This is a genomic window from Vibrio sabulosilitoris (assembly GCF_055391395.1).
Genome location: NZ_AP029599.1, coordinates 313,513 through 337,931, shown reverse-complemented (window position 1 = coordinate 337,931; position 24,419 = coordinate 313,513). Strand labels below are relative to the sequence as shown.

21 protein-coding genes and 1 pseudogene are annotated in these 24,419 nt (G+C 50.3%); 12 read left to right on the top strand and 10 right to left on the bottom strand.

Annotated features, from left to right (window positions below):
* Positions 1-8: 8 nt before the first annotated feature.
* Positions 9-1,367, bottom strand: coding sequence for a glutathione-disulfide reductase (gene gorA / locus ACZ5R2_RS01710; protein WP_464900505.1), 1,359 nt, complete (start codon positions 1,365-1,367; stop codon positions 9-11).
* 339 nt (positions 1,368-1,706) lie between these two features.
* On the bottom strand, positions 1,707-2,546 hold the full coding sequence (locus ACZ5R2_RS01705; protein ID WP_464900504.1) for a 23S rRNA (adenine(2030)-N(6))-methyltransferase RlmJ: 840 nt from the start codon (positions 2,544-2,546) through the stop codon (positions 1,707-1,709).
* Between the two features lie 193 nt (positions 2,547-2,739).
* Here ACZ5R2_RS01705 and prlC point away from each other — a divergent pair, with 193 nt between their 5' ends.
* Positions 2,740-4,782, top strand: coding sequence for an oligopeptidase A (gene prlC, locus ACZ5R2_RS01700; RefSeq protein ID WP_464900503.1), 2,043 nt, complete (start codon positions 2,740-2,742; stop codon positions 4,780-4,782).
* A gap of 146 nt (positions 4,783-4,928) precedes the next feature.
* Here the strand turns inward: prlC and ACZ5R2_RS01695 are convergent, their stop codons facing one another.
* The 4 genes from ACZ5R2_RS01695 to ACZ5R2_RS01680 form a co-directional block, all read right to left on the bottom strand.
* Positions 4,929-5,384, bottom strand: a complete 456-nt coding sequence (locus ACZ5R2_RS01695) for a DoxX family protein (protein ID WP_464900502.1) — start codon at positions 5,382-5,384, stop codon at positions 4,929-4,931.
* Between the two features lie 11 nt (positions 5,385-5,395).
* Complete coding sequence (locus ACZ5R2_RS01690) at positions 5,396-6,151, bottom strand: HvfC/BufC N-terminal domain-containing protein (protein WP_464900501.1); 756 nt, start codon at positions 6,149-6,151, stop codon at positions 5,396-5,398.
* 1 nt (position 6,152) lies between these two features.
* On the bottom strand, positions 6,153-7,046 hold the full coding sequence (gene bufB, locus ACZ5R2_RS01685) for an MNIO family bufferin maturase (RefSeq protein WP_464900500.1): 894 nt from the start codon (positions 7,044-7,046) through the stop codon (positions 6,153-6,155).
* 88 nt (positions 7,047-7,134) lie between these two features.
* On the bottom strand, positions 7,135-7,395 hold the full coding sequence (locus ACZ5R2_RS01680) for a BufA1 family periplasmic bufferin-type metallophore (protein ID WP_438461232.1): 261 nt from the start codon (positions 7,393-7,395) through the stop codon (positions 7,135-7,137).
* A 263-nt stretch (positions 7,396-7,658) separates the two neighbouring features.
* On the opposite strand from ACZ5R2_RS01680, the gene uvrD reads away from it, so the two are divergent.
* The gene (gene uvrD / locus ACZ5R2_RS01675) at positions 7,659-9,833 is read left to right on the top strand and encodes a DNA helicase II (protein WP_464900499.1); all 2,175 of its coding nucleotides are present in this window, start codon (positions 7,659-7,661) and stop codon (positions 9,831-9,833) included.
* A gap of 669 nt (positions 9,834-10,502) precedes the next feature.
* Here the strand turns inward: uvrD and ACZ5R2_RS01670 are convergent.
* Together ACZ5R2_RS01670 and rarD are read right to left on the bottom strand one after the other, a co-directional pair.
* Positions 10,503-11,165, bottom strand: coding sequence for a LysE family translocator (locus ACZ5R2_RS01670; protein WP_464900498.1), 663 nt, complete (start codon positions 11,163-11,165; stop codon positions 10,503-10,505).
* A complete protein-coding gene (gene rarD, locus ACZ5R2_RS01665; protein ID WP_464900497.1) occupies positions 11,162-12,064 on the bottom strand; it encodes an EamA family transporter RarD in 903 nt (300 codons plus the stop codon). Before rarD ends, ACZ5R2_RS01670 begins: the two co-directional genes overlap by 4 nt.
* Positions 12,065-12,231: 167 nt before the next feature.
* Between rarD and recQ the strand changes: the two genes are divergently transcribed.
* The 3 genes from recQ to ACZ5R2_RS01650 all read left to right on the top strand — a co-directional run bounded on the left by recQ (position 12,232) and on the right by ACZ5R2_RS01650 (position 15,247).
* Entirely contained in the window at positions 12,232-14,067 is a 1,836-nt protein-coding gene (gene recQ, locus ACZ5R2_RS01660) for an ATP-dependent DNA helicase RecQ (protein WP_464900496.1), read from the top strand.
* Complete coding sequence (locus tag ACZ5R2_RS01655) at positions 14,060-14,383, top strand: DUF3630 family protein (RefSeq protein WP_464900495.1); 324 nt, start codon at positions 14,060-14,062, stop codon at positions 14,381-14,383. The genes recQ and ACZ5R2_RS01655 overlap by 8 nt, the downstream gene beginning before the upstream one ends.
* 192 nt (positions 14,384-14,575) lie before the next feature.
* Positions 14,576-15,247, top strand: a complete 672-nt coding sequence (locus ACZ5R2_RS01650) for a 7-cyano-7-deazaguanine/7-aminomethyl-7-deazaguanine transporter (protein ID WP_464900494.1) — start codon at positions 14,576-14,578, stop codon at positions 15,245-15,247.
* Between the two features lie 71 nt (positions 15,248-15,318).
* Here the strand turns inward: ACZ5R2_RS01650 and gppA are convergent, their stop codons facing one another.
* Both gppA and rhlB read right to left on the bottom strand, forming a co-directional pair.
* The gene (gene gppA / locus ACZ5R2_RS01645; RefSeq protein ID WP_464900493.1) at positions 15,319-16,815 is read right to left on the bottom strand and encodes a guanosine-5'-triphosphate,3'-diphosphate diphosphatase; all 1,497 of its coding nucleotides are present in this window, start codon (positions 16,813-16,815) and stop codon (positions 15,319-15,321) included.
* 1 nt (position 16,816) lies between these two features.
* Complete coding sequence (rhlB, locus tag ACZ5R2_RS01640; protein WP_464900492.1) at positions 16,817-18,142, bottom strand: ATP-dependent RNA helicase RhlB; 1,326 nt, start codon at positions 18,140-18,142, stop codon at positions 16,817-16,819.
* 109 nt (positions 18,143-18,251) lie between these two features.
* On the opposite strand from rhlB, the gene trxA reads away from it, so the two are divergent.
* The 7 genes and pseudogenes from trxA (at position 18,252) to fre (ending at position 24,056) form a co-directional block, all read left to right on the top strand.
* Positions 18,252-18,578 carry a thioredoxin TrxA gene (trxA, locus tag ACZ5R2_RS01635; protein ID WP_438461223.1) on the top strand — a complete coding sequence of 109 codons (327 nt, stop codon included), beginning with the start codon at positions 18,252-18,254 and terminating at the stop codon, positions 18,576-18,578.
* Positions 18,579-18,780: 202 nt separating this feature from the next.
* Positions 18,781-20,040, top strand: coding sequence for a transcription termination factor Rho (gene rho / locus ACZ5R2_RS01630; protein ID WP_438461222.1), 1,260 nt, complete (start codon positions 18,781-18,783; stop codon positions 20,038-20,040).
* A gap of 108 nt (positions 20,041-20,148) precedes the next feature.
* Positions 20,149-21,141 (top strand): hypothetical protein, encoded by a 993-nt coding sequence (locus ACZ5R2_RS01625; RefSeq protein ID WP_464900491.1) that lies wholly within the window; start codon positions 20,149-20,151, stop codon positions 21,139-21,141.
* Between the two features lie 61 nt (positions 21,142-21,202).
* Positions 21,203-22,585: pseudogene (gene ubiD, locus ACZ5R2_RS01620) on the top strand (4-hydroxy-3-polyprenylbenzoate decarboxylase); the annotation flags it as partial.
* A gap of 24 nt (positions 22,586-22,609) precedes the next feature.
* Positions 22,610-23,047 carry a hypothetical protein gene (locus ACZ5R2_RS01615; RefSeq protein ID WP_464902403.1) on the top strand — a complete coding sequence of 146 codons (438 nt, stop codon included), beginning with the start codon at positions 22,610-22,612 and terminating at the stop codon, positions 23,045-23,047.
* Positions 23,048-23,106: 59 nt separating this feature from the next.
* Positions 23,107-23,313, top strand: a complete 207-nt coding sequence (locus ACZ5R2_RS01610) for a 2Fe-2S iron-sulfur cluster-binding protein (protein WP_464900490.1) — start codon at positions 23,107-23,109, stop codon at positions 23,311-23,313.
* Between the two features lie 29 nt (positions 23,314-23,342).
* Positions 23,343-24,056 carry an NAD(P)H-flavin reductase gene (fre, locus tag ACZ5R2_RS01605; RefSeq protein WP_464900489.1) on the top strand — a complete coding sequence of 238 codons (714 nt, stop codon included), beginning with the start codon at positions 23,343-23,345 and terminating at the stop codon, positions 24,054-24,056.
* The last annotated feature ends 363 nt before the right edge of the window (positions 24,057-24,419 follow it).

The following is a 24,419-nucleotide window of genomic DNA, read 5'->3' as shown; positions in this document are numbered from 1 at the left end:
TTCCTACATCAACCCGTCATGGTAACAAATTCTTCAGACCCTGTTGGGTGGATCGCGACAACCGCATCGAAGTCAGCTTTGGTGGCGCCCATCTTCATCGCGACAGCAAAGCCTTGGATCATCTCGTCGATGGTAAAGCCGATACCGTGTAGACCGACAACCTTCTCGTCTTCACCCGCGCAGACTAGTTTCATCTTACATGGCTGGCGATGTTGAGTGACGGCGGTGTACATGGCGGTAAAGCCTGAGGTGTAGACCTTAACGTTGTCCTTACCATATTGCTCCTCAGCTTGCTCAGTTGTCAGACCGATAGTACCGATTGGCGGGTGGCTAAAGACCACGGTTGGAACTAGGTCGTAGTCCATCTTAGCGTCTGGCTTGTTGTTGAACAGGCGCTCAGACAGCTGACGTCCCGCTTTCACCGCTACAGGAGTCAGCTCGATACCACCTTCCATGATATCACCGACACAGTAGATGCCTTCGACATTGGTTTGTTGGTACTCGTCTACCTTGATGTAGCCACGATCGTTGGTTGCAACCCCTGTCGCTTCTAGGTTGATGGCATCAGTTGCCGGGTGGCGACCGATAGCCCAGATCACCTGATCAACATTTTGGCTGTTGCCGTTCTCTAGGTGCAGCGTCAGGCTACCGTCTGCCTCTTTTACGATCTCTTTTGGCGTTGAGTGGTTGTGCAGGGTTGGACCTTCCGCTGCCATGACTTCAACCAAGGTCTCAATGATCATTGGGTCGAAGCTGCGAATCGGGGTCTCTTTACGGCAGAACAGGTGAGTCTCAGTGCCAAGCGCGTGCAATACGCCAGCAATCTCAACCGCGATGTAGCCTGCACCAATTACGGCAACGCGCTTTGGCTGCGCGCTTAGCTCAAAGAAGCCGTTCGAATCAATACCGTACTCGGCACCCGGAATGCTAGGGATACTTGGACGACCACCAACAGCAATAAGGATATGATCCGCAGTGTAGTGCTCACCGTTGACTTCTACCGTGTTCGCGTCAACAAACTTAGCAAAGCCTTTGATGACGTTAACCTTGTTGTTGCCAAGTACGCGATCGTATGACTGGTGGATACGACCGATGTATGCCTGGCGGCTTTCTACTAGTTTTGCCCAATCGAAGCCTTTTACATCGACATCAAATCCGTAGTCTGGAGCGTAAAGGTTGATCGCCTCTGCGACTTGCGCACCGTGCCACATCACTTTTTTCGGCACACAGCCGACGTTGACACAGGTACCACCTAGGTCTTGGGCTTCAATTAGAGCGACCTTTGCGCCGTACATCGCTGCGCGATTTGCTGACGCGATACCGCCGCTGCCACCACCGATACAGATATAGTCAAAATGCGTTGCCATTACTTTCTCCGAGAGCTTATTAAAATTGTTTGTGGATCAGACCGACCACAGATAGGCCTAATCATAAAACGAGTCTAGCAACTTTCGCTAATGGGAAAAAGCGGCTTTGATTATGACTAATAACGATTAATCATTGAATAATAGCCGTCAAGCCAGCTCGACTTAATCGTGTTGGAGAGTTGTTGGCTTCATGAGCGGTGGCGATATTTCGCACAAAAGGACAAGAATTTAATTCTAAGAAGTGGGGACGGTCTTCACAAGGAGCGAGGTATTCCAGCGCGCTGAATACTTGCTCCCCGCAGGGCGACAGCCCGTCCTCGAACCTCGCCCCTAGATGAGTTATTCAGGTACGACCCACTCAACCTTAAAGTGGCCCGTGGCAGGCGCGATGGCTTGCTTAAGAAACGGCAGAATGGCGTTCATCTGACTCTCAAGCTTCCACGGCGGGTTAATCACAATCATACCTGAGGCTGTCATGCCACGCTCGTTGGTATCCGGTGACACGCCAAGCTCGATCTGCAGGATCTTTTTGATCCCTAGGCTTTCTAGTCCTTCAAGCATATCGTCAATATCATGACGGTTTACCACCGGATACCAGATCGCGTAGATGCCAGTCGCCCAGCGCTTGTGGCTTTGAGCGATAGCCGAGACTACATCACGATACTCTTTGGCTAGCTCATATGGCGGGTCAATCAGCACTAGGCCACGGCGCTCTTTTGGCGGTAGGCTTGCTTTAAGACGCTTGAAACCATCTTCTTTAAAGATTTTGACCTGGCGGTCGCGATGAAACTCTTGCTCAAGCAGTGGGTAATCACTTGGGTGGAGCTCAGTGAGAACCATGCGGTCTTGCTCGCGCAGTTGTGCACGAGCCACACGTGGTGAGCCAGGGTAGTAGCGCAGGGTGTCGCCGTTATTGAGCACCTTGATCGAGTCTAGGTAGCTGGCAATCTCTTCAGGGATATCGCTTTGCTGCCATACGCGTGCGATGCCTTGCTTGTACTCGCTGGTCTTTTCTGACCACTCGTGGGTCAAGTCATAGCGGCCAACGCCAGAGTGGGTGTCGTGATAGACAAATGGCTTATCTTTCTGCTTGAGGGCATCAAGGATCAGGCTTTGAACAATGTGCTTCACAACATCAGCGTGGTTGCCGGCGTGAAAACTATGACGATAACTTAGCAAAGTGGACTCTCAAAACGCTGTCTAGAGCGTATAAGGTGAATAAAACAGTTAGCCTTGATTATACGTCACTATTGAAATTTGCTGAACCTACCTATATTTAGATAGGAACGAAATAAAAAAAGACTGACGAATACGCTACTTAGCACCGCCAGCGCGCTGGCCCATTATGTGCTTTGCACCACAAGGAATGATTATGTCTAATCCATTGTTGACGTTTACCGATTTACCGCCGTTTTCTCAGATCAAACCTGAGCATGTAAAACCTGCTGTCGAGCAGGCAATTTCTGATTGTCGTACCAAGATTGATGCACTTTTGGCAGACATTGACCAACCGAATTGGCAGAGCCTAGTGGCACCGATTGAGCAAGTGGATGATCGCTTAAGCCGCATTTGGTCACCTGTGAGCCATATGAACTCGGTAGTGAACAGTGAAGAGCTGCGCGAGGCCTACGAGAGCTGTTTGCCACTGCTGTCTGAATACGGCACTTGGGTTGGGCAACACAAAGGTTTGTTCGAGGCTTACAAGGCAATCAAGGCTAGCGATGAGTTCGATACGCTCACTCAGGCACAAAAGAAAACCATCACAGATTCGCTGCGTGATTTTGAGCTCTCGGGTATCGGCCTTCCGGCTGACGAGCAGCATCGTTATGGCGAGATCAGTAAGCGCATGTCTGAGCTAGGCTCGCAATTTTCGAATAATGTCCTTGATGCCACTATGGGCTGGACCAAGCAGATCACCGACCCTGCAGAGCTTGCGGGCATGCCTGAATCGGCGATGGCAGCAGCACAAGCGGCTGCGCAAGCCAAAGAGCTTGAAGGTTATTTGATCACCCTAGACATCCCATCTTACCTGCCGGTGATGACCTATTGTGATAATCAAGCGCTGCGTAAAGAGCTGTACGAGGCGTACGTGACTCGCGCTTCTGATCGCGGCCCGAATGCCGGCAATTGGGATAATAGCGAGATCATCAATGAGCAACTTAAGCTGCGTCATGAGATCGCACGTATGCTTGGTTTCAATACCTTTAGTGAGAAATCACTCGCGACCAAGATGGCAGAGACGCCAGATCAGGTACTGGGCTTTTTGAATGATCTGGCAACCAAAGCTAAGGCGCAAGGCGAGCGCGAAGTAGAAGAGCTGCGCCAGTTTGCTAGCAAAGAGTTTGGTGTTGATAGCCTAGAGCTATGGGATATCGCTTACTACAGCGAGAAACAAAAGCAGCATCTATTCCAGATCTCGGATGAAGAGCTGCGCCCATACTTCCCTGAGCAGAAGGTGGTGAGTGGTCTGTTTGAGGTGCTCAAGCGTGTATTTGGTATGCGCGTGGAAGAGCGTCAAGGTGTCGACACCTGGCATGAGTCAGTACGTTTCTTCGATATCTTTGATGCGCAAGACGCGCTGCGTGGAAGCTTTTATCTAGACCTGTACGCTCGTGAGCACAAGCGTGGTGGAGCATGGATGGATGAGTGCCGCGTGCGCCGCATTAGTGCCGATGGTGAGCTGCAATCGCCAGTGGCCTACCTGACCTGCAACTTCAATCGTCCAGTAGGTGATAAGCCTGCGCTGTTCACCCATGATGAGGTGGTGACCTTGTTCCATGAGTTTGGTCATGGCATCCACCATATGCTGACTCAAGTTGAGACGGGGGCCGTATCGGGCATCAATGGCGTACCTTGGGATGCGGTTGAGCTGCCAAGCCAGTTCTTGGAAAACTGGTGCTGGGAAGAGGAGGCGCTAGCGTTTATCTCTGGCCATTATCAATCGGGTGAGGCACTACCGAAAGAGATGCTTGAGAAGATGCTGGCAGCGAAGAACTTCCAGTCAGCGATGTTTATCCTGCGTCAGCTTGAGTTCGGCTTGTTTGATTTCACCCTGCACACCGAGTTCGACCCTGAGGTAGGCCCGCGAGTGCTCGAGACATTAGCGCAGGTGAAGAGCAAAGTTGCCGTGCTGCCAAGCGTTGAGTGGAACCGCTTCTCGCACAGTTTCAGCCACATCTTTGCTGGCGGTTATAGTGCAGGCTACTACAGCTACCTATGGGCGGAAGTCTTGTCTTCGGATGCCTTCTCACGCTTTGAGGAAGAGGGGATCTTTAACCAAGAGACCGGTCAAAGCTTCCTGAATAACATCCTTGAGATGGGCGGTAGTGAAGAGCCAATGGAGCTATTCAAGCGCTTCCGCGGCCGCGAGCCACAAATCGACGCCCTACTGCGTCACGCAGGCATCTCGGCGTAAAGCCAGGGGCGAGGTTCGGGGGTGGGCTTCGCCCTACGGGGAGCGAGGAGTTTCCCAGTGTCGATTGGGATCGGGGAATAAGCAGCCAATGAGGCCTTATTCCTCGCTACCCGAAGCGCAGCGTCCCCGCACCTCGCCCCTGCGCGTTAGCGCGCCATGACTCGGCGGACTTGGCCGTCGGCGGATAGGGGGCCGGGTCCCCAGACGATCACGATTAGAATCATCAGTCCCCATAGCTGGTGGTCATAAAAGCCTTTCTCCCACAGCAGTGGGTAGGACACCACGGCGATAATATTGAACACAAATAGAATCGCGGCCATTGGGCGGGTAATAAAGCCGATCGCGAGAAAGACTGGCAGGATCAGCTCTGCGGCTGTGCCCATATAGGCTGCCATCTCCCACGGTAGGATCGGTACCTGATACTCGTACTCGAACAGGAATAATGTACTGTCCCATGAAGCTATTTTTACCAATCCTGAATTGAAAAAGACCCAAGCGACCCATAAGCGGCAAAATAGCAACAGCAGTGGCACAAAGACCTGTTGGGTCTGCTCAATTATACGGTCATACAGCTCAATACTTCCCTTTATATTGTTTGTCATGGCGGCGTCCTCTAGTTATTTTTTAGCGTAAACCCAGCGATCAAGGCTTTTTCCATCAAGGTGTTGAGATGGCTTAGCAGTGCAGGCTCAATCTCCCCCATGGCTTGCTGCGAGCGCAGGCAAACCAGTAACTGATGGACATCGGGTTCTAGTGCAATCGGGGTTCGGTGCCCGTTGGGCAGGGTGTGGATCACCCCTTGTTGTGGGCAGTGGATGTCTAGGTTGTCAAAACAGTTGCTTTGCATGGCATCAAATAGGTCAAACACGGCAAACGGGCTGGCGATCACCCGCACCCATGGGTACAGCTCAAGTACTATCTGCGCCTGTTGCTCAGGGGCGATATTCGCCAACTGGCCAATCGGCAGAATATGGCTCTCAAGCGGTTGATTGGCGAGATGCAGGGCGAGGTCCATTTGCCATTCAAAGCGGGCAACGTCCTCAAGGTAAGGGGCGGCCTCGACCACCTTGGGAAATTGCGCGATGGTTTGGTCAAATTTGTCGCCATAGAAGCTGACATCCGCTTTGGTCAGTGGGTGCTGCAAAACATGTTGACGCGCCATCTGAGTAAAGCACTCTTCTCCAACCAGCAACTCAACCATTGGATAGGTGGCCGAGAGGACTTCACTAAGGCTAATCACAAAGTTGTTACGGTAGATTTGAATACGATCATCGGCACTAAAATGGTTGCTGACGATATCGCAATCCTCGCCATTGGCTTGGTAGCGTAATGCCTTGGCAAACTGATTTTGCAGTTGAGCCAGCTCCATCTTAACCTCCCATTGCTTGAGTTGTAGGATGACGGAAGACCTGACTAAGCAGGGTGCGGGCTTTATCTGCTTCAGCCAATAGGACATTTGGCTCTGGGATATCGAGATCCCACTCGATAAGGGTGTGACGCGGACCATGCTGCTCAAGCCAGTAACGATAGAGCTGCCAGACCTCATCGCTGACTGGGCGGCTGTGGGTATCTATCCAGATCTCGCCTTGCTCAAGGTGTTTGACAGTAAAGCCAGCAAGGTGGATCTCGTCCACGGCATGAGCCGGGATCTGGTCAATATAATGGCGGCTATCAAAGCGGTGGTTAAACGCCGACACATGGATGTTATTTAAATCGAGCAGTAAGCGACAGTCCGTTCGGCGCTGCACCTCAGCGAGAAATTCCCACTCACTGATAGTGGAGTGGTTGAACGCGAGATAGCTCGATGGGTTTTCAATCAGCATCGGTCTGGCGAGGGTGTCTTGCACCTCTAGCACATTGCGACAGAAAACCGCTAACGCCTCTTCGGTATAAGGCAGTGGCAACAAATCATTGAAGTAGTGCCCACCATGTTGACTCCAGCTGAGGTGGTCAGAGATCAAGATAGGGTCGACTTCAGTGATCAGCTGTTTGAGCTGGGTTAGATGGGTTGGGTTGATACGCTCAACACTGCCAAGAGACAATCCAATCCCATGACAACTGATAGGGTAATGGTGAGCGATTTGACGTAACTGCTGGCGCGCCACTGAGTTGGGCTCAAAGTAGTTTTCGCTGTGGATCTCCAACCAACCCATTGAGGGTAACTCTTGAGCAAAATAGTCAATATGGGGCTGGCGTAATCCTACGCCGACCGCTTGCATCGGTTCAAGGTTAGGCTGCGTGTGTGTTGGGCTTGGTGACGGCATAGTGGCTCCTTGGCATGCTTGATGGGCAAAGAAGAGGGGGAGTTGTCATCACAGGCTGACCACTCCCCCTTTTGTTGTCTGGAGCGGATTACGCCGACTCAGTACTGCCGCCAGTAAGCTTGCCACAAAGACCTTTTGGTACCACCACGAAGGCATCGGCTTGGTTGTCTTCTTTTGATGTCCCAGCACACGAGCTAGATTTGGTTGCGCAGTCGTTTTGCCCAGCTTTAGCTACGCCGTAGCACTTCTCTTTATCCATTGCGACGGCTTGAGTCGCAGTCAGCATAGTGCCGCCTAGAGCCAGTAGACCAGTAACAGCAGCAGTAACAGCTAGATTAGACTTTTTCATCATCGATTCCTCACATAGTTTCCTTTACGTTGTAGTAGCAAGCGGGTTAAAGATTGCCCAAATTGCTTACTGAACAAGATAGATGCAGGCGGGTAAAAATTTCGTCCTTTTAACAAAAAATCTACATTCCAAAGTGATCTTTTTATTAAGTTGATGAAATTTATGGTGAAAAAATCTCAGAAAAATTCTCTGTTGCTGAACTGAAATTAAGCGTCTGATTACGTTATAATCTGACTTTATGTATAAATAACCAGTAAGTAGACATGATGGATCCCTCCCTATTGCTCGATGGCCTTAATGACAAGCAGCGTGAAGCCGTTGCCGCTCCCCTTGAAAATTTACTTGTCCTCGCTGGCGCGGGCAGTGGTAAAACCCGAGTGCTTGTTCACCGCATTGCATGGCTGATGTCAGTAGAGCAATCATCTCCGTTCTCCATCATGTCAGTGACCTTTACCAACAAAGCGGCCGCTGAGATGCGCGGTCGTATTGAAGAGTTGATGATGGGCAGTGCCTCGGGGATGTGGAATGGTACCTTCCATGGTATCTGTCACCGCATCTTGCGCGCTCACTATCTCGATGCCAAGCTGCCAGAGGATTTTCAGATCATCGATAGCGATGATCAGCAGCGTCTAATCAAGCGTTTGATTAAAGCGCAGAATTTGGATGAAAAGCAGTGGCCAGCTCGTCAGGTTTCGTGGTGGATTAATGGCAAAAAAGACGAGGGTCTGCGCCCAAGCCATATTGATGCCTACCATGACCCGATCACCCAGACTTACTTGCAGCTTTACTCAGCTTACCAAGAGGCGTGTGATCGCGCGGGGCTGGTGGACTTTGCCGAAATTTTGCTGCGCGCCCACGAATTGCTGCGAGATAAAAAGCACATCCGAGAGCACTATCAAGCGCGCTTTAAACACATTCTGGTGGACGAGTTTCAAGATACCAACAACATCCAATATGCCTGGCTGCGCATGATGGCGGGTAAGGACAGTTATGTGATGATTGTTGGTGATGACGATCAGTCGATCTATGGCTGGCGTGGTGCCAAGATTGAGAATATCGAGAAGTTTACTCTCGAGTTTCCGAGCGTGAACACGATTCGCCTTGAGCAGAACTACCGCTCAACCAAGACCATTCTTGAGGCATCCAACACCCTGATCGCGAATAACACTGAGCGGATGGGTAAAGAGTTGTGGACCGATGGCAGCGAGGGTGAGCCGATCTCGGTTTACTCCGCTTACAACGAGCTTGATGAGGCGCGCTTTGCGGTCAATAAGATCAAAGAGTGGCAAGACAAGGGCGGCAGCCTGAACGATGCCGCGATGCTGTATCGAAACAATGCCCAGTCGCGTGTGCTGGAAGAAGCCTTGATTCAAGCTGGCTTGCCTTACCGTATTTATGGCGGCATGCGCTTCTTCGAGCGTCAAGAGATCAAAGATGCGCTGAGTTACCTACGTTTGATGGCCAACCGTAATGATGATGCCGCGTTTGAGCGTGTGGTGAATACTCCGACTCGTGGCTTGGGCGACAAAACCCTCGAGACGATCCGCTTGGCGGCTCGTGAGCGTGGCTGCACCATGTGGGATGCGAGTAAGGCGCTGTTGGATGAGAAGGTATTGGCCGGTCGCGCCTCAGGGGCACTGAGTCGTTTTATTGAGTTGATTGATGCGCTTGAGGACGATACTGATGAGTTAGCACTGCACTCGCAAACCGACCACGTGATTAAGTTCTCGGGTCTATTTGCCATGTATGAGCAAGAGAAGGGCGAGAAGTCTAAGGCACGCATTGAGAACTTGGAAGAGCTGGTGACTGCGACGCGTCAGTTTGAAAAACCGGAAGAAGCTGAAGAGATGACGCTACTGACCGCCTTCTTGACCCATGCCGCGCTTGAAGCCGGTGAAGGTCAAGCGGACGAGTTTGAGGATGCGGTACAACTGATGACGCTGCACAGTGCCAAGGGTCTTGAGTTCCCGTTGGTGTTTATGGTCGGCGTTGAAGAGGGCATGTTCCCTAGTCAGATGTCAGCTGAAGAAGCGGGCCGCCTCGAAGAGGAGCGTCGCCTGTGTTATGTGGGTATGACGCGAGCGATGGAAAAGCTCTACATCACCTATGCTGAGATGCGTCGCCTGTATGGTCAAGACAAGTACCACAAGCCGTCGCGCTTTATTCGTGAGCTGCCAGAGAAGTGTTTAGATGAAGTGCGAATGAAGGCCAAAGTCAGTCGCCCGGCCAGCAGCGGACGCTTTAGCCAGACGGCGGTAAAAGAGAACTTTAATGAGACCGGTTTTACGCTTGGCGCACGAGTGAACCATCCCAAGTTTGGTGAGGGCACGATTATTAACTTTGAGGGTAGTGGTCCACAAAGTCGTGTCCAGGTCGCGTTTAACGGTGAGGGTATTAAGTGGTTGGTAACGGCTTATGCCCGCCTAGAAAAGCTGTAGGTTTCTAGCCTGATAGAGGGGGGCTTTTTCCCTCTATTGCCTTTGAGCACGGTATGCAGACAAAGAAAAACCCCGAGGGCTTGCGCCCATCGGGGTTATGGTCTTACTCGCAGCAATCCGGCTACTAAAAGTGCTCCCTGCATCAAATCCTTGATAGTAGGCTGAATCCGTCAGCTTAATCCTTTCATCGCCGTCCTAGCGGTGTCCTCGACCTTATCCTGGTCCGCTAACAATCCTCGTTAGCTCACTTCACTTGTTCCCTGAGCGGTGTCCCTTTCATCATCCTGATGATCGTTCCTTGCCTCGTCCAGAGGTGTCCATTTCCCATCCTTAGTAGCTACCATCCTAGTAACTATTGCGTCCGTTCAATGTCCAATTTGCTTTCCATGCCGACTGCTCTTCCTAAGCAACCGTATCTTCATCCTGAAGATTACCAAATCCTTGGCAGCTTCCTGTTCCATGTCGGTTTCCTTCCGACGAGTTCAATATTACGCCCTTTCCGTTTTCTCGCAATTCACGCTGGAACTTTTTCTTACCCCTCAAGCTCGAGTTATCTGACTAGGTTCTTTAATTACAATGACTTATGATTTGGTGTGGTAAATATAACTAAGCTTAAATGGAGATCTCCGTAGTGTTTTGTGAGAGATCTCTCACACGCCATCTTCCCTTTTAGCTACCAAGCCAGGTGCTCAAACTGTGATAAATGATGGTAAAACCGACGCTGGAGAACACCAAACCACACAAACTATCGATAAAAGGCGTCACTGCCAGCAATTTTTTCTGTAGTCGTGGTGTTGAAAGCAGCCAAGCTAAGCTACCAAACCAGACAAAAGAGATGAACCACAACAGCACCAAGGCAGCGGTTTTCCCTGATAGTGACATCTCGGCTGGAACCAAGCTCGACATCAGGCTAACAAAAAACACCAACGCCTTTGGGTTGAGAATGTTGGTGATAAACCCGCGTCTAAACGCCTGAGCAAGACTATCAATCTTGAGCGTCGAGCGGCTCAGTGCAGATGTCTCCCCGCGGCAATGGCGGTTTTTCCATGTTGCATGCAGGGCGTCAAGACCAAGATAAGCAAGGTAGCTGCCACCTGCGAGTTGGATGAGCGTATACAGAAGCGGCTGCTGGTGGATCAGGTAGCTCACGCCCGTTAGGCTCAAAATAGAGTGCAGTAATATGCCAATAGACAGGCCTAAAGCAATATAGACACCGGTTTGACGACCATAACGAGTGGCATTTTGTACGACTAGGGCAAAGTCCGGTCCAGGGCTCATCAGGCCGATCAGGTGCACTGTGGTTAGGGTTCCGAGAATTAGCAGCTCATTCATCGCGATTTAACTCGCTTTGATTGCTTAACACCATCAAAGGTAAACAGAACCAGTGCGCTCCAGATAAAGGTAAAGGTAAGCACTTTGTCGGTAGTAAATTGCTCACCATAGACACTGACTGCTAGCAAAAACATCAGGCTAGGACCGATGTACTGGAAAAAGCCGAGTGTTGACAGTTTAAGTCTTGTTGCCGCACCGGTGAAACACAACAGCGGTAGGGTGGTGACAAATCCTGCGCAGATCAGTAGCAGGTTAAGGGAGGCCGGGTTATTGGTCATGACCGCGGTTGGCGAGTCTGAGATAACCAACAGATAGAACGCCGCCAATGGCAACATGATCACGGTTTCAATGAACAGGCCAACCTGCGCTTCGAGTGCGATTTTTTTACGCAGCAGGCCATAGACACCAAAGGTCGATGCCAAGGCAAAGGCCACAATCGGTACTGAGCCAAACGCAATCAGCTGAATGATCACGCCAGCGGCAGCGAGGGCGACCGCGAACCACTGCAGCTTACGCAGTCGCTCCCCTAAAAACAGCATGCCAAGGATGACATTGAGCAGCGGGTTGATGTAGTAACCCAGACTGGCGTCCAGCATACGGTTGGTGTTTACCGCCCAGATAAACAGCAGCCAGTTCACCCCAACCAAAAGCGCCGTCGTGCATAGATAAACCATGGTTTTTTTGGTTTTAAACGCATCGCGCACGGCATGCCAGCGTCGACCAAGATGGAGCAGGCCGGCAAGAAGGAACACGGACCAGATCACGCGGTGGCTGAGGATCTCAAGTGGGGAAACCTCACTGATGGATTTGAAATAGATAGGGGCAATACCCCACATGGTATAAGCAGCCATAGCCAGCAAAATGCCTTGGCGAGTGCGCTGCTGTTCGTCTGACGACATGGGTGACAACTCTCTGTATTGGCAGGAAGGCTGTGAGTATAAAAGCGGCATACAAAATCACCTAACACTTTGCGGTTTTATTCATCACTGATCCCCACTACAATGTGCTGCTTCATCGCGACACGAAATCGCTACACGAAATCGCAACACCAAAACTGAGAGGGCAAATGACCGCAATCCTACAGGCTGAACAACCGACCTACGCTGATAGTGCTCAAGATGTATTAGAGCAGGTATTTGGCTATCAGACATTCCGTGATGGTCAGCTTGAGGTGATCGAAGCGGCGCTGGAGAGTAAAGACAGCTTGGTTATTCTGCCAACGGGTGGTGGTAAGTCGCTGTGTTATCAGGTGCCAGCCTTAGTCAAAGATGGGCTGACTCTCGTGATTTCGCCACTTATCTCGCTGATGAAAGACCAAGTGGATCAGCTCAAGGCCAATGGTGTTGCGGCTGAGTGCATCAACTCGAGTATGCCGCGCGAGGAGCTGATCTCTGTGTATCAGCGCATGAACTCTGGCCAGCTAAAGATGGTTTATGTCTCGCCAGAGCGGGTGCTGATGCGCGATTTTATCGAGCGCCTGCAAGGGCTTAATCTTGCGATGATTGCGGTGGATGAAGCGCACTGTATCTCACAGTGGGGACACGATTTTCGTCCCGAATATGCCTCGCTTGGGCAGCTGAAACACTATTTCCCTAATGTACCAGTGATGGCGCTGACGGCGACTGCCGACGATGCCACACGCCGTGATATTGTTCAGCGCCTGGCTCTGATTGACCATACCGAGTACCTGGGCAGCTTTGATCGCCCTAATATCAGCTATACGCTGGTTGAGAAACACAAACCGGTATCGCAGATCGTGCGCTTCTTGGATCAGCCAAAAGGCCAGTGCGGCATCATCTATTGTGGTAGCCGCAAGAAGGTAGAGATGTTGACTGAGAAGCTGTGCAACAACCATATTCGTGCAGCGGGCTATCATGCCGGTATGGACGCGGATGAGCGCGCCTATGTTCAAGAGGCGTTTCAAAAGGACGATATCCAGATCGTGGTTGCCACCGTAGCATTCGGCATGGGCATCAACAAACCCAACGTCCGCTTTGTGGTTCACTTTGATATTCCGCGCAATATCGAGTCCTATTACCAAGAGACAGGTCGCGCGGGTCGTGATGGTCTGCCCGCTGAGGCGATGATGCTCTATGATCCAGCAGACATCAGTTGGCTGCGACGTATGCTTGATGAGAAGGAAGATGGGCCACAAAAGCAGGTCGAGGCGCATAAACTCAACGCGATGAGTGCCTTTGCTGAGGCGCAGACCTGTCGTCGTCAGGTACTACTCAACTATTTTGGCGAATATCGTGAAAAGCCGTGTGGTAACTGCGATATCTGTCTTGATCCACCGCAGCGCTTTGATGCCACCGAGCAGGCACAAAAAGCGCTGTCGTGTGTCTACCGAGTCAATCAAAGCTTTGGTATCGGCTATGTGGTGGAGGTGTTGCGTGGGATGCAGAACATCCGTATTCGCGAGCAGGGGCATGACAAGCTGTCGACTTACGGGCTCGGACGAGAGAACAGCCACGATTATTGGGTGAGTATCTTTCGCCAGCTGATCCACAAGGGCCTGCTGTTTCAAAACATCACCCGCAATTCTACCTTACAGCTAACTGAGGAAGCCCGTCCTATCTTGCGTGGTGAGCAGCCGCTTGAGCTTGCAGTGCCGCGTCTGGATATCTCAGCCCGCGCGGCGAAATCGGAAAAACTGTCCAACAAGCACTATGACAAGAAGCTATTTGCCAAGCTGCGTAAACTGCGTAAGTCGATCGCTGATGAGGATGGCTTGCCGCCATATGTTGTCTTCAGTGACGCCACCTTGATTGACATGGCGGAGATCTTACCAACCTCTTATGGTGAGATGCTGGCCGTTAATGGTGTGGGGCAGCGCAAGCTGGATAAATACGCCGATCCTTTCCTTGATTTGATTCAGGAGCATATTACTAATCATGGCTAACAGTGAAACGGATTTTGGGCTGGTGGACTACCAGCCAGAGCAGGGAAGACTGATACTGCGCTCACCGAGTTTTGATTTTGATAGTTTTCCGTCTCTGGGTGAGCAATTGGTGAGCCTGCTGTCGGCCAGCGTGGTCGAGCGCCAGCAAGATGCGGATATCCACTCTTGGCTGATCGATTTTGAAGGGTGTCGCTTGATGCTCAAGGCGGAGCATTACACAGAGAGCCTGTGGCTAGAAGCGCTAACGCCAAGCGAATCTCGCGAGGAGTGTGACTTCTTGGCTAGCTTGTTTGAGCGTGGCTTTTTGCTTAAATAGGCGCCCAAACGTTTGCGTATCGAATATTGTTTGCCACGACTTGCAGAGCAAGGTGGTTAATGTATAATCGCCGACCGTTTGCTTAGGCCCGGTTTGTTCAGGCTTAAGTTGGTTTACATTGTTGGTGAGATTCACCTTAGCGTGAGTCGATTTGGGTTCCCTCACCCCCAAACCAAACTAAAAAGGCATCGCATGAGTCAATTTACTCCCGCGCAGCAGCGCAACGCCCTCATTTACCTAGTTCTATTTCACCTAGGCATCATTGCATCCAGTAACTACCTGGTACAGCTTCCATTTACTATTATGGGCTTCCATACCACCTGGGGTGCATTTACCTTTCCATTTATTTTTCTTGCCACAGACTTAACCGTGCGTATTTTTGGCGCTCAGTTGGCGCGTCGTATCATTTTCTTGGTGATGCTTCCTGCACTGGCGGTCTCTTATGGCTTATCGGTATTGTTCTTTGAAGGGCAGTTCCAAGGTTTCGCTCAGCTCGGCCAGTTTAATCTGTTCGTTGCTCGTATCGCGATAGCGAGCTTTATGGCTTATATGCTTGGCCAGATCCTCGATGTTCACGTGTTTAACCGTCTGCGTGAGCTTAAGCAGTGGTGGGTCGCACCGACTTGCTCGACCTTATTTGGTAATGCGCTTGATACACTGGCATTCTTTGCCATCGCCTTCTACCAGAGCCCTGATGCCTTTATGGCTGAGCACTGGGTCGAGATTGCGCTGGTCGACTATGTGTTTAAGATTGCCATCAGCCTAGGCTTGTTTGTGCCTATGTATGGTGTGCTGCTTAACTACCTGACCAAGAAGCTAACATCAGTCAAGCAAGAGCTTGGAGCGACCACAGCGGCGCAATAAACCAAGTTGGAAAGATAAAAAACGCGACTCAATGAGTCGCGTTTTTTGTTGTCAGTCACTCTCGATCAGACTTAGCCATTGATGGTCAGTGGCCAGCCAATATCGGTTTGACGGTTGGCTTCAATCTCAAGCTCTGCGGCGGTCAGTGGGTTAGAGGACAACCAGTTAGTATCGACTTTTAAGTTAAGTGATTCGCCATCGGCACTAAGCGCTACATCCGGCTCAAGCGAGCTGCGACGACGGTGAGTCAGCAAGACAGCAAGGCGCAATAGGCGTAATACCCGTTTGGCATTGGCACCAGATAGGGCATGCTGCTCGGGTAGTGAGGTGAGCTGCTCGCGATAGCGGCGCGCCGCTTCCGCTAGGAAGTGTTTTTGCGCGCGGGTAAAGCCAGGCAAGTCGAGATTGCTGAGTAGGTATGCCGAGTGTTCGCCGCCTTTTTTGAAATCAATCGCGAGGCCGACTTCATGTAGCTTGGCGACACTATCAAGCAATACCGAGGCTTGTGGCTCGGTTAGCCATTGGTCACCACCAACCTGAGAGAGCAGCTTTTCTGCCATAGCGGCCACTTGTGTCGCGTAGTCGGTATCAATTTGATAGCGAGTCTGGACACTGGCGATGGTGCGTGCGCGAATGTCGTCTTGGCGCAACTCCTCGACCATCTCGTAGACCATGCCTTCACGCAAAGCGCCTCCAGCGAGGGTCATCGATTGGATTTCGAGCAGCTCGAAGATGGCGATAAGGATGGTAAGCCCACTCGGGAAGACCAAGGCACGCTCGAGTGTCAGTCCCTCAATTTCAAGCTCTTCAAGGTGACCTGAGGTCATGGCCTGCTTTTGTAAGCGCTTGAGTTTAGCGTGGGTGATCACCTCATCCATACCTTGGGTTAGCATGATCTCTTGCAGTGCTTGCACGGTGCCTGAAGCGCCCACGCAGACATCCCAACCTAGCTGTTTATAGCGCTCCAGAATGGGAGACAGGGTTTGCTTGGCAGCCTCGATGGCATTATCAAAGTTGCGCGCATTGAGCAGGCGGTCTTTAAAATGTTGCTCGAGCCAAGTGACACAGCCCATCTTGAGGCTGGTTAGTGCTTTCGCCTCGAAGCCTTCACCAATGATCAACTCGGTGCTAGCGCCACCGATATCCACCACGAGGCGACGTCCACTTCCTCCAGAGGTGTGGGCGACACCACGATAAATGGTCGCTGCTTCCTCTTCTCCTGAGATCACCTCGATAGGGTGGCCCAGGATCTGTTTGGCTTTGGTAAGAAAAGTATCCACATTGCCCGCGGTGCGCAGTGTTGCCGTGCCGACAATGCGTATATTTTCTACCGGGATATCTTGTAGTCGTTCTGCAAACAAGCTCAAGCAGTCCCAACCCCGTTGCATCGCTTCGCTACTGAGCATCTGGTTTTCATCTAGCCCAGCGGCGAGGCGAACCTTGCGCTTAATTTTGGCCATGGTTTGTATGCTGCCATCGATATGACGCACAACGAGCATATGAAAACTGTTCGACCCGAGGTCGATAGCAGCATAGAGCGGAGAAGGTACGGCTTGGCTTGAAAACAACTTATGATTCCCTTTGTTGACGCTGGCGAGGACGGCGCTGTGGCTTACGGTTGCTGTTGCGAGAGCCACCAGTGTTGGTGCGACGTGATTGAGAGTTACCTGAACGAGACTGAGTACGCGAGTTAGAACGCATGCGCAGTGGTGCCGGTAAGTCTTGGATCAAGGCATCAGCGTCGTAGTCCGATACTGGGATGCTGTGCTCGATGTACTCTTCAATCGCTGGAAGGTTAATCGCGTAATCTTCACAGGCAAAGCTAATCGAGTGACCGCTTGCGCCCGCGCGACCAGTACGGCCAATACGGTGTACGTAGTCTTCACAGTCATCAGGCAGGTCAAAGTTGAATACGTGGGTCACTTGAGGGATATGTAGACCACGTGCCGCCACATCGGTTGCCACTAGGATATCCACTTCACCGCGGGTAAATTGCTCAAGGATTTTTTCACGCTTCTTCTGCGGTACATCACCAGTCAAAAGACCGACACGGTGACCATCGGCCGCCAAGTGGCCCCAAATAGACTCACACTTGTGCTTGGTGTTGGCAAAGATAATCGCGCGGTCTGGCCACTCTTCTTCAATCAATGTTTGTAGCAGCGCCATCTTGTGTTCGTTCGATGGGTAGAACAGCTCTTCTTGAATGCGGTGCCCGGTTTTTTGCTCAGGCTCAACCACAACGTGCTCTGGGTTGTGCATGTGCTCAAACGCCAGCTCTTGCACGCGGTACGATAGCGTTGCCGAGAATAGCATGTTGAGACGCTCTTTAGGCTCCGGCATACGGCGGAACAAGAAGCGGATATCTTTAATAAAGCCAAGGTCAAACATACGGTCTGCTTCGTCCAGAACCACGGCTTGGATGTGATTAAGGTTGAAGACGCGTTGCTTGTAAAAATCGATAATACGACCGGTGGTACCAATCAGGATATCGACTCCCTGCTCAAGCTTGCCTAGCTGTTTGTCGTAGCTTTCACCACCGTAAGCAAGACCTGCCTTGATGCCCGTTGACTCGATCAGAGGCGCTGCATCGTTGTAGATCTGGATCGCCAGCTCACGCGTTGGCGCCATGATGATCGCTCGCGGTTGGCTTGGTTTGCGACCTTCATGCTCTGGTGTATTGATAAGGTGATTAAAAGTAGCAGTAAGAAACGCTAGCGTTTTACCAGTACCCGTTTGGGCCTGGCCTGCAATGTCACGGCCGGTGAGCAAGACCGGCAACGCCAAAGCTTGGATAGGGGTACAATAATCAAACCCTTTTTTTTCCAAACCTTCAGTAACTTGAGGGTGTAAACCCAAGTCGGCGAACTTTTGCTCTGTGATATGCGTCTTTTTCATTCCTATAGAATATCAGCTTAAGCTTGCAATACGGAAGTAAATACATTCCAATAGGGAATTAAATTACTGGTTACTACCCCACCAGTTTGAAAAAATATTGGAGTGAATAATGAGCGACAAGATTTTGCAGCTAACCGATGACGGTTTTGAAAACGATGTAATCAACGCTGCCGGCCCAGTTCTAGTAGACTTTTGGGCTGAATGGTGTGGTCCGTGTAAAATGATCGCGCCGATTCTTGATGAGATCGCCGGCGAGTACGAAGGCAAGCTAACGGTTGGTAAACTGAATATCGATCAGAATGCAGGCACGCCACCTAAGTTCGGTATTCGCGGCATCCCAACTCTGCTTCTGTTTAAAGATGGTGCTGTTGCGGCGACTAAAGTTGGCGCACTTTCTAAGACTCAATTGAAAGAGTTCTTAGAGGCAAACCTTTAATCTTTGCAAGTCCTTGCTAAACCGCGCTAATTTAAAGCGCGGTTTTGTTTTTGTATCTCAACTAGATCTAGACTAGTCTGATATTTAGTGCTAATTTATCGCACGTTAATTAGACAAACGTTCATTTCTTGGTCGATCCTGTGACCAAATCTATCTTAACTAACAAACAGATCCTATTTTGACTAAAAAAGTATCCACTACAATGAATCTTACAGAACTGAAGAACAGACCTGTGTCTGAGCTTGTTAAGCTGGGCGAAAGCTTAGGTTTGGAAAACCTTGCTCGTCTAAGAAAACAAGACATTATCTTCGCCATCCTTAAAGCACACGCGAAAAGCGGCGAGGACATTTTTGGTGACGGTGTTCTAGAGATTCTTCAAGACGGTTTTGGTTTCCTGCGTAGTGCAGACAGTTCTTACCTTGCAGGTCCAGACGATATCTATGTTTCTCCAAGTCAGATTCGTCGTTTCAACCTGAGAACAGGCGATTCGATTGCCGGTAAGATCCGTCCACCGAAAGACGGTGAGCGTTACTTCGCGTTGCTTAAGGTGAACACGGTTAACCATGACAAGCCTGACAATGCGCGAAATAAGATCCTATTTGAAAACCTGACCCCACTGCACGCCAATGAGCGTATGGTGATGGAGCGCGGTAATGGTGCGACAGAAGATATCACTGCTCGTATCCTCGACCTTGCATCTCCTATCGGTAAAGGTCAGCGTGGTTTGATTGTTGCTCCGCCAAAAGCGGGTAAAACCATGTTGCTACAGAATATTGCTCAAAGCATTGCTTACAACCACCCAGAGTGTGAGTTGATGGTATTGCTTATCGACGAGCGTCCAGAAGAAGTGACCGAGATGCAGCGCCTAGTAAAAGGTGAAGTGGTTGCATCAACGTTCGACGAGCCAGCATCACGTCACGTTCAAGTGGCTGAAATGGTGATTGAAAAGGCCAAGCGTCTGGTAGAGCACAAGAAAGATGTGGTTATCCTGCTTGACTCAATCACGCGTCTAGCGCGTGCTTACAACACCGTTGTCCCTTCATCAGGTAAAGTACTGACCGGTGGTGTAGATGCCAACGCACTACATCGTCCTAAGCGCTTCTTTGGTGCGGCACGTAACGTTGAAGAGGGTGGTAGCTTGACCATCATCGCAACAGCGCTTGTGGATACCGGCTCTAAGATGGATGAAGTTATCTACGAAGAGTTCAAGGGTACCGGTAACATGGAACTGCACCTGAACCGTAAGATCGCTGAGAAGCGTGTCTTCCCTGCGATTGACTTCAACCGCTCAGGTACTCGCCGTGAGGAGCTTCTGACCAAGAACGACGAGCTACAGAAGATGTGGATCTTGCGTAAGATTGTTCACCCAATGGGCGAGACCGACGCAATGGAGTTCTTGATCGATAAGTTGGCGATGACCAAAACCAACGATGAGTTCTTTGACGCAATGCGTCGTCAATAAACTTATTCCATTCGATATTTAAGAGCGCTGCCTACTGGCAGCGCTTTTTTATTGCGTAATTAACTAACTCCTTCCACACTTAACCCTAAAGTTTTTCAGGAAATCCCAATGCGCCGCCAATGGTTAAAGACTCTCTTGCTCAGTTCACTTTTTGTGACGTCGTCTGTTGCCCAGGCGCTTGAGCTGTCACCTGAACAAGTAGAAGAGTGGTTAGTTGATACTCGACTGCAAGACAGAAGCCAGGAGTTGCTTAGTCAGCTTACCGATAATCAGGTAGATTCGGTAAGGTTTGCTCTTGAGCGATTTGCCATGCCTCAACAAGAAGTTGTTAGGTATATGCTCATGACGGAGATAGAGCAGAGTGAGGTGGTGCTCTCTGAGCAACAGGCTTTGTTCGTTGATCTCCATCGCGAGATGCAACCCACTTATCACGTGCTCGAGGTAGGGGACGGCTACGAGTTTATCGCCCCGGCATTTAATTACCCGGCAACAGCAAGCAGAATCATTAAACGTTGGGAATCCGAGCGCGACACCCTCAACTTAGCGGAGCAAGCAGAGCAGGAGAACTTGGTTCTTCGCGACTACCTAAGTGGTGATGATTTGCAAGTGGGTCAGCGGGAAGAGTTGTTGATTAAAGAGCTCCCCAACCTATCCGTTCACGCACTTTCCTCTTTGACCGACCAACTCCTAGGACAACGCCTCACTACTTGGCTTCCTAGCTCCAAAGTGATGGTCAGTCTTGCTCAAGTATCGCAGGAGCAGGGTATCTATGATTTGCTGTGGAAAATGCGCGCGGACAGTAATACCAAGCAGGAGCTGCTTCGATTAGCTGATATGGATAGCGAATTCGCTTATCAGCAAACCATGATAGCAGCGAGCAATCCCGCTTTGACTGAGCAGGCCCTGCGTCAATTAGCCCGCAGTAAGCCAATGCCAGAAGAGGTACGTTCTTTTTTGATCGCTCGTATGAGTATCGAAGAGGAAGCGCCCATCGTGGCGGGTGAATTAGTCGCTCAAGGCTATCGCCAGTGGCTGACTGAGTTGGTACTCGAGAATCGCGATATTCGCGTCAAAGAGATCAATAGCATCCTGGCAAAGTAAGTGTTTCGCGCTTAGGGCATTTGGTATACTCGACAGATATCAATCTGCCAGTAGAAGGCTTATGAGCTTTAAGGACTTACGCGACTTTATCGACCATCTGGAGCACAGAGGTCTACTTAAAAGAATCTCCCACCCAGTTGATCCCGATTATGAAATGACCGAGATCAGCGACCGCACCTTACGCCAAGGTGGCCCCGCCCTGCTGTTTGAAAACCCGATTGGCTATGACATGCCGGTACTGACCAATTTATTTGGCACGCCTGAACGGGTTGCGCTTGGCATGGGGCAAGACAATGTTCAAGCCCTGCGAGAAGTCGGTAAGCTATTAGCTTTTCTTAAAGAGCCTGAGCCTCCTAAAGGTTTTAAAGATGCAATAGCCAAATTACCGGTGTTTCGTCAGGTTCTCAATATGCCCGCTAAACGTCTGCGCAGTGCACCGTGTCAGCAAGTCGTGTGGCAAGGGGATGAGGTGGACCTAGACAAGGTGCCGGTGATGAGTTGTTGGCCTGAGGATGTCGCGCCTCTTCTCACTTGGGGTTTAACCATTACTAAGGGGCCACATAAGAAGCGTCAGAACTTGGGTATCTATCGTCAGCAGAAGATTGCCAAGAACAAAGTGATTATGCGTTGGCTAGCCCATCGCGGTGGCGCCTTAGATCTGCAAGACTGGATGGCAACGCATCCCGGTAAGCCTTTCCCTGTTTCAGTCGCCTTTGGTGCTGATCCCGCCACTATTTTAGGGGCAGTCACTCCGGTGCCAGATACTCTATCAGAGTATGCTTTTGCTGGGTTGCTCAGAGGCAAGCGCACTGAGGTGGTTAAGTCTCTTAGTAACGATCTCGATGTTCCGGCGAGTGCAGAGATTGTGATGGAGGGCTATATCGACCCGACGGAGTTTGCCGATGAGGGGCCTTATGGTGATCACACTGGCTACTATAATGAGAAAGAGCAGCATCATGTGTTTACCATCACTCATATCACGATGCGTAATAAGCCTATCTATCACAGCACCTATACTGGTCGCCCGCCAGATGAGCCTGCAGTGCTTGGCGTGGCGCTAAATGAGGTGTTTGTTCCTATCTTGCAAAAGCAGTTCCCAGAGATCGCTGACTTTTATCTGCCACCTGAGGGGTGCTCCTATCGGATGGCGGTGGTGACGCTCAAGAAGCAATACCCAGGTCATGCCAAACGCGTGATGATGGGTGTTTGGTCTTTCTTGCGCCAGTTTATGTATACCAAGTTTGTAGTTGTGTGTGATGAAAGTGTCGATGCCCGAGACTGGAACAGTGTGTCGGCTGCGATAAGTGAGCACATGCTGCCGGAGCGCGATATTGTGATGATGGACAATACGCCAATTGACTCACTTGATTTTGCCTCACCGGTGGCTGGTCTAGGTTCAAAAATGGGCCTTGATGCCACAGTCAAATGGCAGGCAGAGTTGGGGGAAGAGTTTGCGAAAACTGAGCCTGTGGACCTGGAATCGTTAGAGCTTCAACTGCAAAAGGACACCCATGATCTAAAAGCCTGTTTTGTCCCCCAAGCAGCAAACGGTGCTATCGTTGTGCTTGATATCGCCAAGCAGCAGATCGGGCAAGGTCAGCAGGCAATCGAGCAGGCAGCAGCGATTGTCGCTCAGCATACAACGGCAAAGTTCATCATTGTTTGCGATGATGATGTGAATGTCACGGATTGGAATGACATTATCTGGGCAATTACCACCCGTATGGATCCTTCTCGCGACAGCCACTTTATCTCCGTGCCAAATCAGACCTCAAAAGTCATCGGTTTGGATGCGACCAATAAGTCTGGCAGTGAGATCACTCGTGAGTGGGGACACCCAATTAAAAAATCACCACAACTAGTCGCGAAGATTGACGATCTTTGGCAAGACTTGAATATACTATGACCTACAAAGTCTCATTAGTACCTGATGGTTTGAGTTTTGTCGCTCAAGAGGGCTAGACAGTGCTGGAGGCAGCGCTCAACAATAATATAAGCCTCCCAAATCGCTGTCAGGTTGGTGCGTGTGCAGCGTGCCTGTGCCGTTTGGTATCGGGACGAGTCACCTACCAACTCGAGCCCCTTTTGACCGAGAGAGAAAAAGCGCAAGGCTGGATATTTGCCTGCCAAGCGATTGCCCAAACAGATATAGAAATAACGTTCTCGGAGTAATCACTCCTGAATAGGAAAGAAAAACCAAGATGACAATTAAATGTAAAGTAAAGTCGATTGAGCCTTTGGCTTGTAATACCTACCAGATCTTGCTTCACCCAGAGGCGCCAGTGGCCTTTAAGGCGGGGCAATACCTTACTGTGGTGATGGGTGAAAAAGACAAGCGCCCATTCTCTATTGCAAGCAGCCCTTGCCGTCATGAAGGGGAGCTAGAGCTTCATATCGGTGCTGCTGAGCACAATGCGTATGCTATAGAAGTAGTTGAAGCCATGCAGGCAGCATTGGAAGTGGGTGGTGATATCATGATTGAGGCGCCTTTTGGTGAGGCTTGGGTACGAGAGCAAAGCCAGCGCCCACTACTATTGATAGCAGGTGGTACAGGGTTTAGTTACGTACGTTCTATCCTTGACCACTGTATCGCTCAGTCAATTACGGTACCTATCTACCTATACTGGGGAGCAAAGGATTCTTGTCAGCTATATGCGCAGTCAGAGTTAGAACAAATTGCTCAAGAGCAAAACAATGTTCACTTTGTTCCAGTAATAGAAGGCAATCAGGCAAACTGGCACGGCAAGGTCGGTAATGTGCTTCAGGCCGTAGAGCAAGACTTCGAGACGCTAGAGGCATACGATATCTATATAGCGGGCCGATTTGAGATGGCAGGTGCTGCGAGAGAGATGTTTACCCAAAATAAACAAGCTCTGACCGATCATATGTACTCAGATGCGTTTGCTTTTATATAAGACAGCATAAAAGGTGAGAAAAAAGGAGGCAAAATGCCTCCTTTTTTGTTGTTTTGATGGTTTATCCATCAATTGAAGAGAAAAATGCACTTTTTTTAAAAAAACACTTGTGCCACAGAATAAGCCGCCTATAATGCGCCTCCACTGACACGGCAGAGCCCATAAGGCTTCAGCGATAATTGTCAGTTAGGCAATCAGTCAAAACTTGTTCCAGGCGGAACAAAATAAAAATTCAAAAAAGTGTTTGACACTAGAGTTTAAATGACTAGAATAGCCGCCTCTTCCGAAGTGATTCGCGTCACAAAGAAGAGAAGCTCTTTAAAAATATAAACCTATCAATCTGTGTGGGCACTCGTTGATGAT